This window comes from Streptomyces amritsarensis, assembly GCF_001953875.1.
Classification (GTDB): domain Bacteria; phylum Actinomycetota; class Actinomycetes; order Streptomycetales; family Streptomycetaceae; genus Streptomyces; species Streptomyces amritsarensis.
On record NZ_MQUR01000001.1, the window covers coordinates 179553 to 193623 of the forward strand.

12 protein-coding genes, 1 tRNA gene and 1 pseudogene are annotated in these 14071 nt (G+C 69.7%); 7 read left to right on the top strand and 7 right to left on the bottom strand.

What is annotated here, in order from left to right:
- Positions 1-11: 11 nt before the first annotated feature.
- Positions 12-1043, bottom strand: coding sequence for an ArgS-related anticodon-binding protein NrtL (gene nrtL, locus AVW11_RS00775; protein ID WP_076042887.1), 1032 nt, complete (start codon positions 1041-1043; stop codon positions 12-14).
- A gap of 77 nt (positions 1044-1120) precedes the next feature.
- Entirely contained in the window at positions 1121-1618 is a 498-nt protein-coding gene (locus AVW11_RS00780; RefSeq protein WP_037834276.1) for a response regulator, read from the bottom strand.
- Between the two features lie 82 nt (positions 1619-1700).
- Here AVW11_RS00780 and AVW11_RS00785 point away from each other — a divergent pair.
- The 3 genes from AVW11_RS00785 (at position 1701) to AVW11_RS00795 (ending at position 2777) form a co-directional block, all read left to right on the top strand.
- Positions 1701-1772 (top strand) — tRNA-Arg (locus AVW11_RS00785).
- A 235-nt stretch (positions 1773-2007) separates the two neighbouring features.
- Entirely contained in the window at positions 2008-2445 is a 438-nt protein-coding gene (locus AVW11_RS38170) for a hypothetical protein (protein ID WP_240528089.1), read from the top strand.
- Positions 2446-2459: 14 nt separating this feature from the next.
- Positions 2460-2777 (top strand): type II toxin-antitoxin system PemK/MazF family toxin, encoded by a 318-nt coding sequence (locus tag AVW11_RS00795; protein WP_240528091.1) that lies wholly within the window; start codon positions 2460-2462, stop codon positions 2775-2777.
- A 66-nt stretch (positions 2778-2843) separates the two neighbouring features.
- On the opposite strand, the pseudogene AVW11_RS00800 reads toward AVW11_RS00795, so the two are convergent.
- Both AVW11_RS00800 and AVW11_RS00805 read right to left on the bottom strand, forming a co-directional pair.
- Positions 2844-3428: pseudogene (locus AVW11_RS00800) on the bottom strand (tyrosine-type recombinase/integrase); the annotation flags it as partial.
- A gap of 234 nt (positions 3429-3662) precedes the next feature.
- Positions 3663-5705 (bottom strand): restriction endonuclease, encoded by a 2043-nt coding sequence (locus tag AVW11_RS00805; protein ID WP_143568780.1) that lies wholly within the window; start codon positions 5703-5705, stop codon positions 3663-3665.
- A 278-nt stretch (positions 5706-5983) separates the two neighbouring features.
- Between AVW11_RS00805 and AVW11_RS00810 the strand changes: the two genes are divergently transcribed.
- From AVW11_RS00810 to AVW11_RS00820, 3 genes are all read left to right on the top strand, one after another.
- Positions 5984-7051, top strand: coding sequence for a hypothetical protein (locus tag AVW11_RS00810; RefSeq protein WP_076042891.1), 1068 nt, complete (start codon positions 5984-5986; stop codon positions 7049-7051).
- A 1276-nt stretch (positions 7052-8327) separates the two neighbouring features.
- A complete protein-coding gene (locus tag AVW11_RS00815) occupies positions 8328-9311 on the top strand; it encodes an XdhC family protein (protein WP_076042892.1) in 984 nt (327 codons plus the stop codon).
- An 87-nt stretch (positions 9312-9398) separates the two neighbouring features.
- The gene (locus tag AVW11_RS00820) at positions 9399-9794 is read left to right on the top strand and encodes a DUF6479 family protein (protein ID WP_030853540.1); all 396 of its coding nucleotides are present in this window, start codon (positions 9399-9401) and stop codon (positions 9792-9794) included.
- Positions 9795-9878: 84 nt separating this feature from the next.
- Here the strand turns inward: AVW11_RS00820 and AVW11_RS00825 are convergent, their stop codons facing one another.
- Positions 9879-10760, bottom strand: coding sequence for an ATP-dependent DNA ligase (locus tag AVW11_RS00825; RefSeq protein WP_030853537.1), 882 nt, complete (start codon positions 10758-10760; stop codon positions 9879-9881).
- Positions 10760-11656 (bottom strand): non-homologous end-joining DNA ligase, encoded by an 897-nt coding sequence (ligD, locus tag AVW11_RS00830; protein ID WP_060176779.1) that lies wholly within the window; start codon positions 11654-11656, stop codon positions 10760-10762. Before ligD ends, AVW11_RS00825 begins: the two co-directional genes overlap by 1 nt.
- Before the next feature lie 31 nt (positions 11657-11687).
- Here ligD and ku point away from each other — a divergent pair, with 31 nt between their 5' ends.
- Positions 11688-12935 carry a non-homologous end joining protein Ku gene (ku, locus tag AVW11_RS00835; protein ID WP_076042893.1) on the top strand — a complete coding sequence of 416 codons (1248 nt, stop codon included), beginning with the start codon at positions 11688-11690 and terminating at the stop codon, positions 12933-12935.
- A gap of 109 nt (positions 12936-13044) precedes the next feature.
- On the opposite strand, the gene AVW11_RS00840 is transcribed toward ku, so the two are convergent.
- Positions 13045-13926 carry a nuclease-related domain-containing protein gene (locus AVW11_RS00840; RefSeq protein WP_076042894.1) on the bottom strand — a complete coding sequence of 294 codons (882 nt, stop codon included), beginning with the start codon at positions 13924-13926 and terminating at the stop codon, positions 13045-13047.
- Between the last annotated feature and the right edge of the window lie 145 nt (positions 13927-14071).

Here is a 14071-nt window from a genome sequence, read left to right on the forward strand (position 1 = left end):
CTCTTCGCGGGTCATAGGCGTTCGGGTGCGTCCATGCCGAGCAGGGCCAGGCCGCCGGCCAGCACCGTCCCGGCGGCTTCGGCGAGTGCCAGCCGGGCGCGGTGGGCGGCCGAGGGTTTCTCGTCCCCCTGGGGCAGTACGCGGTACTGGAAGTCGAGCAGCGCGTCGGCCAGCTCGACGAGGTGCCGGGTGAGCCGCTCGGGCGCGCGGTGGTGGGCGGCGGCCTCGAGGACGAGGGGGTGGTCGGCGAGGAGGCGCAGCAGGGCGGCGGCGTCGTCGACCTCGCCCGCCTCCGGGCGGAAGCCCAGCTGCTCGGCGTTGCGTACGAGGGCCCGGCTGCGCGCGTGGGCGTAGCGCACCCGGAAGAACTCGCCGGCCTCGCTCTGCACGAGCAGTTGCTCGTCGGAGAAGGAAGGGGTCTCCCGGGCGGGCGTGGCGAGCATCGCCCAGGAGGCGGCGTCGGCCCCGTAGCGGGCGACGACGTCGCCGTCGCGCCGGGCGACGGGGGCGACGGGGGCGACGGGGAGGTCGGGCAGGTGCTCGGGCGCGGTGGTGGCGCCCTGGACGTACAGGAGCCGCTGAACGCTCCGGCGGACGACGCGCTCGCGCAGCCCGAGCCCGCTCGCGTCGGCGGGGGCGGCGGGGCCGGCGTGGGCGTCGGCGGGGACGGCGTGGGCGGCGGCGGGGACGGCGTGGGCGGCTCGGCCGCGGACATCCCGGCTGATCGCGTCGGCCACGAGGGCGCGCGCGGAGGGGGCGGGCAGCACGAAGTTGAGGAACCCTGCTCCGGTGACCTCGACCTGCTCGATGCCCGGCTCGGCGCCGAGCCGGCGGGCCAGTACGTCGGCCACGTCACGGGGCGGGCGTCCGGCGGCCTTGGCGACCTGGAAGGCGACGGGGGTGGCGTAGTCCCCCACCCCGCCGGGCCGGGTCCGCTCGACGACGACCCGCTCGGGCACGGCCGCACCGGCGGCCAGCTCCCCGTCCGCGACGGCGCAGCGCACGGCGCGTACGACGCAACGGGAGAGGTCTGCGGGGGTCACGGGACCAGCCTAGGGGAGACGCCCGGTCATCCCGCGAAGGGTTTCGCCATGTGAACAGCGGACCCGTCCCGGCCCGCTCAGCCCCGGCCCCGCCCGGCGGGAGCGCCCTTCCTCCCGTCGCGCCGGTCCTTGCGCTCGACGAGCCGGCGCACGACGCGTACGAGCTCGGTGGGCTCGAAGGGCTTGGCGAGGAAGGCGTCGACCCCGGCCGCGATCCCGGCCTCGACCTCCTGCTGCGAACAGGCGCTGACGATGGCGACGGGCACGTCGCGGGTCCGCGGATCGGCCCGCAGCTGCGCGGCGGTCCCGACCCCGTCCAGCCGCGGCATGACCACATCAAGGGTGATCACGTCGGGGCGCACCCGGTGCACCATGTCCAGAGCCTCGGCACCATCGTTCGCGGTCACGACCTCGAAGCCCTCCAGCTCGAGATTGACCTTGATCAGCTGCCGGATGACCTTGTTGTCGTCGACAACGAGGACGCGGCCCGAGACGCCTGACACAACTCGAGAGTAGGTCCGCCCGGGCCCCCGCGTCCGGGTTTTTGCCACTTCCACCCCGTGCGGGCGACCCACTCCCCCGTCCCCCGCAAAACGGTTCCTGATCACCCCGCGGAAGCTGGTAGTGTTCAACCCGTCGCCGCACCACAAGCGACACGCCCCCGTAGCTCAGGGGATAGAGCAACGGCCTCCGGAGCCGTGTGCGCAGGTTCGAATCCTGCCGGGGGCACAGAAGCCAGGCCAGCGTGATCAAACCGCTGACCAGCACATGTGCCAGCAGAAGAGGGCGGGAGTCAGTCTCACTGACTCCCGCCCTTTCTCGTTGTCTCTCACTGTTCACGACACACCTCCGACACACGAAGCCCAGGGGACCGACAACCCGACTAAGCCGCCTTGACCTGCCAGCCGGAGCCAGCGAGACTGGCGTATGACACCTGTACTACAGGCTGGAGAGAGGAGGAACGATGACGCCTGAAACCCGAGCGAAGAAGGCCAAGCCACTCCCTACGCCGAAGCAACGCGGCATCGCTGGGGTAACGCACAGCAGGGCTGCGAAATCCGCTGTAGAGGGCAAGAGCACTAAGCTCAAGCCTGCAGAGGTTGACCAGCGCAGCTCGCCGCGTTCCCGTGCGGGCGGCTACTCCAGCTCTACCGAAGTAGCCCAGGTTCGACTGCGCCCAGACGAGATGGCAGACCTGCGCCTCGTGATGCAGACCCTCAACCTCACGTCGCTGTCTGACGCTCTCCGAGAGGGATTGCGCCTACTTTCACGCGAAGCTGCGGAGGTGGCAGCCTCTGAGGAGATTCGCTCCTTCTATAAGGGGGCGCAGGCTCCGACTCCGGCAGGCGTTGCGCCAGCCACGGCGGATGAGCTGGAAGCAGCAGACGAGATCGAATGGTGAGTCCCGGTTCCGCGATGCGCGGAGAGGTATGGGGATGCGTCCTGCCCAGCCCAATCGGCTCACACCCCGTGGTCGTCCTCACCGTCAATCGCATTGCCGAACCACTGTCAGCGGTGACCGTTGCCGTGGTTACCGGAACGTCTGGCCCAACATCCACTCATGTCCCCATTGGCCCCGAGTGCGGCGTAACCAAGTACGACGAGTCATACGTCAACTGCACGGACCTGCACACCGTGGACAAGTCCAGGCTTCGTAGGCGTCTCGGTCTCCTGGATCTGAGCGAATTGCAGCGAGTCGAGGACTGCGTTCGCGTCATCTTGGGCCTTTCATGATGCCCACCGCCACCAAGATGTGAAGAGCGGTGGCCCGGATTGCTCCGGGCCACCGCTCCTAATCAACTACATCCCCGGTGTGTCGCCTTCGTCATCGAGAGCCTTTGCAATCTTCGCGTTGGCCGCCTCCTCGTGACCGTCGATGCAGCCGTGGTATCGGCGATGAATCACCTCAGGCGAGTTGCCGACGCGCCGCGCCACCTCAGCAATGGGCGCCCCAGCATTCAGCCACCGCGTGATGCACGCGTGCCGCAGGTCGTACGGGCGGCCGGCCAACGGCGAGTCCATACGTTCCGGGGGCAGCGCGTACGCCCGCGCTTCCTCCCATACCCGCCAATAAGTGGAGGATCCGACCACTCCACCGCGTTCGTTCCCGAAGACACGCCCCTCCTTGGCGGTCCCGAACTCCTCTCGGTGCGACTGAAGGATGGCGACCAGAACGGCCGGTATAGGGACCGGCCGGTCCGTGGACGCCTCGCGCGCCTTCAGGCCACGCCGGTCGTGGCGCTCGCCAGAGTCGGTCCACTGCTTCCCGGAGACGGGGCGCGTCTCCCGCAGCGTCAGCGTGCCCCACCCGTTCTCGGGCAGGTGGCAGTCCGTCCACCGGAGCCCGACCGCCTCGGCGGGTCGAAGCCCCGCGTAGTACAGGACCCGGCAAGCCAGTGCGGCGAGTCCGAGACGGCCTGTGTAGCCCCAAACGGCCGGTCTGTCGCCCCAGCGCCGATCGTCCGGCGACAGGGACTGCACACGATGTCGGTGTTACTTCGACTTAGCTTCGTGCCGCATTTTACACAAAGCGACGATAAAAGCTGCGCAATAACCATGGGTATTGTTCGTTCCCCTCGACAGGAGTGCATTGACCGCAACGACGCGAGTGCGGCCAGTTCATCGGATTCTCGCGGACGCTTGGCCCGCAACGCTCGCCGCAAGAAGATTCAGACGCCGAGCTGTCGTACCCGGATCTTCGAGAATCGAGTACTGGGAGCCCACTTTTCGGATCGCGTGGATAATTTCCGAAGAAAGGAACTTCAACACAGATTCAATTTCGTGCGGAGTCGGCGGATTTTCTACTTCGGACCGGAAAATCAGGTATAGATCGTGAGCCGAGAGCGCGCCAGTCGTTACCGCGTCCGCAGAGGCTGCTTCGGTGGCCAACTGTCGCAAAACCCGATCACACAACCTATACATCCTTTTCTCCGCGCTCCACCGCTTTTCGAGCACCCCACTCTCCACCACGCCGACACGACTACATACGTCCCTAAGCTCTTGAAGCGTGAGCGGGGCTTGCGCATGATGCTCGACAATGGAGATCAGAGTTTCTACATCCAGTAGCCCCACGCCATGCGCTTCGGCTCGTGCGGCCAGACGGCTACCGGGGAATCCTGGACCAACGACGAGTATATACTCTGCCGAATTCGCGGCGCGATGTTCCTTAAGCGTGTCGAAGTTGACCTGCGTCTCCCCAATCTTCCCGGATGCCGACGACTTGGCATCGACAATTACGCTGTACTTAGAGTCGCCAGAGAGGTGCGCCGTGACCAGGACGTCGGTTTGCCCGGGGCCGCCGAAAAGTTGACTGTCGTACCCGAGATGTGCAAATGCCTCCGCGACTTCTCGCTCGAACCGCTCAGGGCTACCCGAGTCCCGCGAGGCTGCCCGCAAAGTCTCGGCCGTCGGGCTGAGCGAGGCCTCAACCCCAGGAGTCGGGCCCTCCCCCTGCGTCGCTTCAAGGGCTGCGGGCGCGTCCGTCGGCAAGTCAGCCAGCATGGCCCGACCTAGCGGGAGCACTCGATAGTGCCCCCAAGTAACCTCCTCTACGAGCCCACACTCTCGCAGCATTTGAAGTCGCGTCCGCACTTCCGGAATGTCCTCGCGAGGAACCCTGTAGCGAGTCAGCGCCAAGGCAGCCAAGTCGCGAGGGGTGTCAACTTCCTCAAGGGCTTCTAGGATTTCACCGACGAACTTAAACTTCGAATGAACGACACGCAGGTAATCGAGGTCATGCGGTGCGGCGAGGCAGGCTTTCGCAATATCTGTAGACCGGTAGGTACCGAACCCCACTTGTTCAACCATCCCCGCAGCCTTGAGCGTTCCAAGAGCGGAGGCGACCGACGATGGCCTGAGGCCAAATTCAGCCGAGGCGAACTCGTCAATCTCCTCACGCGACATATCATCAGTCAGCGCTTTAGAAAATTTCCGCATCGTCAAAAAAGAGTCGCCATCATTGCGCGGAATATACCCAATGTTGGCCTTACGATCCCGCCCAGGGCCATCAAGCTGAGCCCGGACGAGTGGATGTGCTGCGGGCAGCTCCGTGACTGGGTCGACTTTTCCCGCACGTCGCTTACCAATTTTCGGTTCGGCCAGCTCCAAGCGCCGCACAAGCTCTAGGCCCGACTCTGTGGGGGTAATGTCATGCCGAAAGTCAAGCTCGACAAATCCGCCTGCTCGAAGCCAAGCTGTCCGCCTTCGGATCTGGTCAAGGCTCTCCCACGCACAGCCATATTTCTCAGCCGCGCGGGTCAAGAGATCCGACTGCGTACAGCCTTCGCGGGCCTCGTGAACCAGCTCACCCACAAAACGGATGTTGGCATGGAGAATCGCGATTAGATAAGCGTCGTCGCCGCTGTTCAGCCACTCCTCAGAATGCATGGTGAGCGCCCAGGAACTGCGACCCATCCTTGTAACAAGTCCCGCTGGCTGAAGTCGCTGACCAACCAGGGCAAGCGTTGTGTGGCCACCTGCGTCGCCCGGCAGGGCGATTGGCTCCTCCACCGGGAGACCGTCACGAAGGGCTGCCAGCAGGACACGCAGAACCTCAATCTGCGCGTCCGTCCCACCCGGCAACGCCGGCATGGAAAACGCTCGGTTACTCCACGGCCGCACCGGTAGCAGTACCTCCGCGCCATGGACTCGTTCGACGCTCACAGTGCCCTCCCCGTTTCGTACCAGATGACCGTCATGATCTGCCTTCACAGGCTGGGACGGCAGCGTTTCGTCAGATCTGATGCGCGACAGGTTGATGGCTGCCGGCGGGCTGGCTCATTCAACCCGTGGGATGACGAGGCGGTCTGCAGAGCACGGGGCCAGGGTGTCGGTGCCTCAAAGGAGGTCTTTTCCAGATTGGTTGGGCACGAAGCTCGTAGGATGAACGCCCTGTGAGACGCCACGGTCGACCGTCTCTCGCTCCAGACCAAGAGGTCTCTATGGACATGCTCTCCGACGTAACACTCACGCAGGACCAGCACTCCCTCCTCGGCGCTATCGCCCACCCGTGGCTTGACACTGGTGAGTGGCCGCTGTGGGCCAATGTTCAGCACCGGTACGACCTGCGAGGCCAGGACGCCGACATCATCCTCAATTCGATGCCCCGTGTCGGCATTGAGGGACCCTTCGGCGCCAGCTACGGTTTCGTCTCCCACCCCCGGCCCCGTGTAGGCCCGGGTGACCGGGTGCGGCTGACGGTAGCTGCCTCCCTGGTCCTCCCCCAGGTGAAGATGATGGCTGGGGATCCCTTCGTGCAGGCCCTGCGCCACATGATCGACCTCTACACCGATAGGCCGATCACCAACGAACTCCCCACCGTCCACCTCCGCTCCACCGAACTCGCTTCCACACATCCCTCCTTCAAGCCCTGGTTCGTCCAGGTCCTACCCGACCTGCTCTCGCACGAGCCGGCCATCAGCACCAGTGGCGTCAATTTCCCCGATGGGCGCTGGGAGCGCGATGTCACCCGCAGCGTGATGAAGTACATCGGCGTAGACACCGTCGAGAGGTACATCGAAAAGACGATCGAGATTGTGACCGCGAACGCCGCTGAGATCACTCCGGCCCCCGTGGAGATGATCGAGCCACAAGTCTCCCTGCCCGGGCGCGGGCCGTACGTGGGCCTCGCCCTTCTCTCTGATCTGGAGAAAGCCGCACAGACGAGCACTTGGGGGCTGCACAAGCTGATCGCCCTGTGCCGGGAGCTGAACGAGAACTACGCGACCGGCAACCCGTATGCGAGCGCGGCTTTGATCCGGGCCATCCTGGACCACATCCCACCGGTCTTTGGGCACCGAGACTTCAAGCAGGTCGCGGCCCAACACCCGTTCCCCATACAGCGGACCGACAAAGCACACGCCCAGAGGCTCGCTGCCTTCAAGGACATCGCCCATGACGGTCTGCACCGGCCCATCAGCGATGCCGCGGGCCCCACCATCGGCATGGACGACCTGGAACCGCCCGCCCGCCTCAACGCCATCCTTCACGAGCTGGCGCGGCTCCTCTAGGGCCATCGCAGGCCATGCCCGGGCGGCCGAGATCGGGCCTGTGCACGATACGCGATAGACAACGGTGGCGCTTTGACGCTGCTACGGCGAAGTCCCAGGTCAAGACCTCAACATACGCCGTCTTAGGCGCCCCCTCCGGAGCCGTGTGCGCAGGTTCGAATCCTGCCGGGGGCACTTCGCAGGAAGTGCCCAAAGACCCCGCCATCAGCGGCAGCGCTGAGGACGGGGTCTTCGCGTATGCGCCGGCGCCTGCTCGGCCGCGAGTTCAGCGGGCGAACCGTCGAAGACGACGCGCCCCGCGCAGTGAGACGACCCGGTCGGCCGGCAACTCGATGTCCGACGCAGCGGGTACGGCCCAGGTGAGCCAGGTACCGGCGGAGCTCGATGCGGTGTTCCCCATCGATGCCGGTCGTGGGCTGGTGGACGACGGTCCGGGCGCATGCAGGCACGCTGGCGGTTGCCTCCGGAGAGACGTGCCAGGCGGGCGTCGGCCACATCGGTGAGGTTCAGGTCGTCGACCACGCGCCGGACGGTCCCGGCGCGTCGGCCGCGAGGAAGCTGCGCAGCCACGCGGAACAGGTGATCGCCTCGTGGACGGTGAAATGGCCCGGAAAGCCTGGGGCTTGGGGAGGCATCCGATCGCCGCGCGGTAGCGCCGTGGCTCGATCGTCCCCGACGCAGACCGATCCCGCCGCGGGACGGAGGAGGAGCCCGAACCGTTGGAACTGGTGAGAGCTGTGATGCCGGGTCGGAAGGAGAGGCTGGGATGTCGAGGGCGGTCCTGGGCCTGTAGCGGACCACGAGGTCTCGGACACCCGAGTCCCCAGGCGCCGTCGCCGGCGTCGGGGGTCCGCGGCGAGATCCTTCGACATCGCCTTGTTCTTCGCGTTGTCATAGGTCGCTGTGACGCTTCCCCAGCCCACAACTGACGCCGACCCCGCCGTTCCAGGGGAGGTGCGAGGCATGAACACGCCTTTCGGAGCGGGGACTTCGAGACGCCCGGGCATGGCATGCGGTGTGTGCCCGCATAGGCCGGAGGGGGTGCTCCGGCCTCGATCCGCTCTGATCGGGTGACCGGAGCCTCATCGCGGGTTTCGCGGTGGCACGGCGTGGCTGCGGATGGCTTCCGGTGGTCCGTACGAGCGGTGGCCCGGGGATGCTGTGGGTTCGGGGGCTGGGGGCGGGGCATGGGGGTGTCTAGGGTGGATGGTGAGCCCGCAGGGTGCCGCTGACCTGGTGCTTTGCGGGGAGAGCTCGGAGTGGATGGGGCGGCGCGATGCGTGAGCTGGTGGAGACGGCGAAGCGGTGGGTGGCCGAGGGGCGGGCGGGGTATCTGGCCCGGCCCGTCACCGAGCAGGGCTTCGGGCCGCGGGATCCCGCGGGGGCCGTGCTCGTCGACCCGCGGGGGGAGTGCGTCGGCAGCCTGTACCGCGGAGTGTTCGACGCCGAGCTCGTCGCCGAGGCCGCGGCCTTGGCGCCCGGGGCCACCGCGCGGGTGTGCGAGGTGTCCGTGACCGGGGACGAGGCCGTGGCGGCGAAGCTGACCTGCGGCGGGCGGGCCGAGGTGCTGCTCCAGCCGCTCGCGGCGATTCCCGCCGAGTGGTGGGAGCTGCTCGGCGAGGGTGTCGGGGTGGCGTTGGTTACCCGGCTGAACGAGGCCGCCGACCGGGCATCCAGTGAGGTCGTACGGGCGACCGCGGTGCCGGGCGACGCTGCCGGGCGGCGGGCCGGGGAGTTGCTGGCCACGCGGCGGGCCGGGCGGGACGCCCTGTACGGGGATGGCGGGCTGGTGCTGGTCGAGGCGCACCCGTCGGCCCCGTACGTGGTCATCGGCGGCGGCGGTGAGCTGGCCGCCGTCATCGAGCGGCAGGCGCTGCTGCTGGGCTGGGAGGCGGTACGGGTCGAGGCGGCCGGGCCGGCGGTGGAGGTCGTCGAAGCGCGCCGGGACGCCGCGTGCGTGGTCATGCTGAGCCACGACGAGCAGTTCGACGTGCCGACGCTGCGGGCGGCGCTGGCCGCCGGGGTGCCGTACGTCGGGGCGCTCGGGTCGCGGCGTACGACCGCGCGCCGGCGGGAGGGGCTGCTCGCGGCCGGGGTCACCGAGGCGGAGCTGGCCCGGGTGCACGGGCCGATCGGGCTCGACCTCGGCGCCCGCACGCCGGCGGAGACCGCGCTGGCGATCTGCGCGGAGATCCTCGGGGTGCTGGGGGCGCGCAACGCGGGGGCGCTGCGGGACGCCGCCGGGCCGGTCAACGCCTGAGTCTCTTGCATCCCCGCCCGTCCCGATGCACCCCGCCGTCGCGTCCGAAATGCGCGCAACCAGGCGATGTGAGGGAAAATGCTCCGTATGGACATGATCCTGAGCGTGGACCCGGTCGCCTTGGACATCGTGTGGTTCCTCGTCGTCGGCATCGTCGTCGCCGGCATGCTGCTCGGCGGCTTCAAGCTGGGGCAGCGGGTCCGGGCCAAGGAGCCGCCGCCGCCCGCCCCCGAGGAGCAGCCGCACCTGCCGAACGGCGGGGCCGTCTACGAGGTCCGCGAGGAGCGGGACCAGGTGGAGATCCCCGAGGGCGGCCTGAGGCCGCACGAGATGCAGGGCTACGGGAACTTCGGCTCCACCACCTCCAGCCACCCGGACGAGGTCCGCAAGGAGCGCGAGTCCGGATACAGACTGCCCGAGGGCCCGGGGCCGCACCCGCAGCCCGGGGCTCCCCCGGACGCGGGGCGCGGAGCGCATTCCTGAGAAGACCCCTGCGTCCCGGAGACGAAGAGGAGACGACGACCCGACCCTCTGACCCGCGCCTCCCGCGCGGGTCAGAGGGTCGGGTCAGAGGTCTGTCCGCAGCCGCAGCACCTCCGGCGGCGGGTGTCGGGCCGAGGTGTGGCGGACCTCCGCCGTGAGCGGCGGGTCCAGGGTGCGGTAGGGGACCTCCCCGAGCCCGATGGCGGTGACGGTGGCGCCCGGCTCGGCGGCCCCGCGCGCGGCGGCGGCCTCGGCCACCTCCCGGCGCAGCGCCGCCGTCAGCGGGCTCGACACCAGCGGGGTCTCGTCCCCGACCGGCAGGACGAGCACCAGGGCGAGCGGCCTGCGCGGGGTGCCGGTGTAGCCGACGACGGCCGCGTCCCGTACGTCGGTGTGCCGCAGCTTCTGCCAGCCGCGCCGCCCGGCCGGGTAGGCCTGGTCCAGCCGTTTGACGACGAGGCCCTCGATGCCGCTGGCGGGGAGCGTCTCGTACCAGGTGGCGGCCAGTTCCGGGTCGGTCGTCATCGGGACCGGCTGGAGCGGTGGCCCGAGGGGCAGGAGCAGGTCGACGAGGAGGGCCCGGCGGCGTTCGTACGGGCGGCCGCGCACGTCCAGCCCGGCCAGTTCCAGCACGTCGAAGGCGGCGTACGAGGCCGGGAGGCTCTGGGCGAGCACGGCGGCCCGCGCGGCGGTGGCCGCCGCGCGCCGCTGCACCAGTGCGAAGTCCGTGCGGCCCGCGTGCCAGACCACCACCTCGCCGTCGAGGACCGTCCCGGCGGGCAACTGCAGGGCGGCCGCGGCCAGATCGGGGAACGCGCTGGTGACGATCCGCCCGGAGCGGGCCTGGAGGGCCACGTCGGCCGCCGAGCGTGCGATGACCAGCCGGTGCCCGTCGAACTTCGGCTCGTACGCCAGCCCCGCCCCGCGCGGCAGGGTGCGTACGGCGGCGGCCAGCGCTACGCGGATCACGGCCGGGCCCTGGGGAGCGGGCGGCCCTGCGCGGGGTCGGCCAGCGGGGCGAAGAGGTCGCCGTCGCGGTCGAGCCGCGGTCCGATGTCGTCGGCGAGGAAGACAAGGTCGGCGGGGGTGCGGCAGGCTTCGACCTCTGCCCAGGACACGGGGGCGGAGACGGTGGGCCGGGCCCGGGCGCGCAGGGTGTAGGCGGCGGCGGTGGTCTTGGCGGCGGCGTTCTGGCTGTGGTCGACGAAGACCTTGCCGGGGCGCAGGGCCTTGGCCATGCGGTGGACCACGAGGTCGGGGAGTTCGCGCTCGGCCTCCTGGGCGAGCTGCTTGGCGTACGCGGACACCTGCGCGGACGGGGTCGGCTCCAGGGGCACGGCCAGGTGCAGGCCCTTGGATCCGGAGGTCTTGGGGTAGGCGTCGAGGCCGTCGGCGGCGAGGCGGTCGCGCAGCCACAGGGCGGCGGCGCTGCACTCGACGACGGACGCGGGCGCGCCGGGGTCGAGGTCGAGGACCATGCGGTCGGCGACGGCGGGGCTGCCGGCCGGCCACTGGTGGATGTGGAACTCGACGACGAGGTTGGCGGACCACATGAGGGTGGCCAGGTCGGCGACGACCACCTGTTCGGCGGAGGGGTCCTCGGAGCGGGGCACGGGGGTGGTCCTCACCCAGTCGGGTGCGCCGGGCGGCGGGTTCTTGGTGAAGAACAGCTGGCCGTCCGGTCCGTCCGGGTAGCGCAGGAAGGACACCGCCCGGTCGTGGACATGGGCGAGCAGGGGCTCCGCGACGGTGGCGTAGTAGTGGAGAACCTCGCCCTTCGTGAAGCCGGTCTGGGGGTAGAGGACCTTCTCGAGGTTGCTGAGCGCGATGCGACGGCCCTCCACCAATGTGATCGGCGTCATACGATGAGATTGCCACGAAACAGGAGGAACCGTGCGATCCATCTGGAATGGAGCGATCTCCTTCGGCCTCGTCAGCATTCCGATCAAGCTCGTGAACGCCACCGAGAGCCACTCGATCTCCTTCCGTCAGATCCATCTCGCCGACGGCGGCCGGATCCGCTACCGCAAGGTGTGTGAGCTGGACGGCGAGGAGGTGCCGGGCGCCGAGATCGGCAAGGGGTACGAGGAGGCGGACGGGTCCGTCATCCCGATCACGGAAGAGGACCTGGCGCAGCTGCCGCTGGCCACGGCGAAGACGATCGAGATCATGTCGTTCGTGCCCGCCGAGGAGATCGATCCGCTGCAGATGGACGCGGCGTACTACCTGGCGGCGAACGGGGCGACGGCGGCGAAGCCGTACACGCTGCTGCGGGAGGCGCTGAAGCGGAGCCGGAAGGTGGCGATCGCCAAGTACGCGCTGCGGGGGCGGGAGCGGCTGGGCATGCTGCGGGTCGTCGACGACGTGATCGCGATGCACGGGTTGCTGTGGCCGGACGAGATCCGGGTGCCGGAGGGGGTCGCCCCGGAGGCGGAGGTGACGGTGCGGGACGCCGAACTCGACCTGGCGGACGCGCTGATGGCGACGCTGGGCGAGGTGGAGCTGGCGTCGCTGCACGACGACTACCGGGATGCCGTGGAAGCGATGATCGCGGCGAAGGCGGGCGGGGCGTTCGAGCCCGCGGAGGCGACGTCGGAGCCCGCCGGCGGGCAGGTGATCGACCTGATGGCGGCGCTGGAGAAGAGCGTGCGGGCCGCGAAGGCGTCGCGGGGCGAGGGCGGGGCGCAGGCGGGGGCGGGAGAGGGGGCGGAGGCAGCGGCGGACGCGGACGCCGATTCGGGTGGCGGGGCAGGGGCCGAGGTCACTCCGATGCGGCGGCGCGCGGCGGCGGGCCGCAAGACGTCGGCCGCGCCGAAGGCGGTCGGCGGGAAGAAGTCGACGGCGGCTTCGGCGAAGAAGACCGCGGCGGCCGCGAAGACCACGTCGAAGAAGCGGTCCACCACGGCCAAGTCGGCACCGGCCAAGGCGACCGCCACCAAGTCCACGGCCACCAAGTCGGCTTCGGGCAGGACCGCTTCGGGCAGGTCCGGTTCGGCCTCGGTCAAGTCGACCGCGAGCAGGTCGACTTCGGGCAAGTCGGCGACAGCCAGGTCGACTTCGGCGGCGAGCGCGAAGAAGGCGGGCACGGCCGCCGGGGCGAGGAAGGCGGCAGCGACACCGCGGAAGCGGACCTCTGCCTGAGGTCCTCGCCTGATGGGCGCCCTCGTCGCAGCTGCGCGGCCGAGCCTGATGGGCGCCCTCGGGGCGGGGCCTGGGCCCCTGCGGGGATACCTTCCTCCGACCCGGCCTTTCAGCGTTTCCCCGGCCTCCGCCCCGGACCTCGTGCCTCGAACCCCGGGGGGCCCGGTGTGGGCCGGGAGGGCGGCGGCGGGGCCGGCGGCAGCCAGGTCCGGGCGTCGCGGGCCTGGGCGAACAGGGCTTCGACATCGGGGGGTTTGAGGGCGGTCGGGGCGGCGAGGAGGTCCGGGGTCGCGGTCGGCGGCTGGAGGATGCGGATGTCGCGGACCGTCGGGGCGGTCTCCAGGCGGGAGGCGTCCACCACCGCGAGGGCCGGGGTGACCTTCGCGGCCAGGACCGCGGTCGCGCGGGCCGCGGCGCCGCGGATCCAGCGGGGGTCCGGACGGGGTTCCGCGCGGCCGACCGTGAGCAGCAGGTCGCCGATCACCGCGCGCTGCCGGCGCCCCGGGACCGTACGCACGCAGAAGATCCCGGCCGGGCCGATGACCAGGTGGTCGATGCGGCCGAATCCCGGGAGCGGGACGCAGTGCAGGGTCCGCCAGCCGTCCGGTTCCAGGGCGTCGAAGGCGTCGCCCATCCGCTGCTGCGCGGTCAGGTCCTGGCGCAGCCGGTGCCGGGACCGGGTGCCCGCGGTGCCGTGTTCCAACTCGGCCAGCAGGGTCTCGCCGGGGCGGTTCGGCGCCAGGTCCGCGTCCGGCGGCATGGCGAGGCGGCGCAGGTCGGCCGGGGTGGGGACCGGGGGCGGCCCGATGGACACCGTGCCGCTCAGGTAGGGCCGCAGCACGGCCAGGACGGCTTCGCGGTGGTCGTCCGCGAGGACGCTGATCCGGTTGGCCTGGCGGTCGTACCAGGCGACCGCCTGCCCGTCGGGCAGGTTGACGTACAGTCGGCCGCGTCCGGGCCGGCCGCTGGGCAGTACCTTGAGTCCGCGCATCCACCCTCACCCCCGCCGTCCATGTGAGCAGCCGGGGCGCCGCACGGCAATCCCTCGGTTGTGTAACGACTCCGACGGAACCTTGCGGCTTCGCTGTTACACGAACGGGGTGTCGCCGCAACGGCCGCGGCCTAGGTTGGTCGCA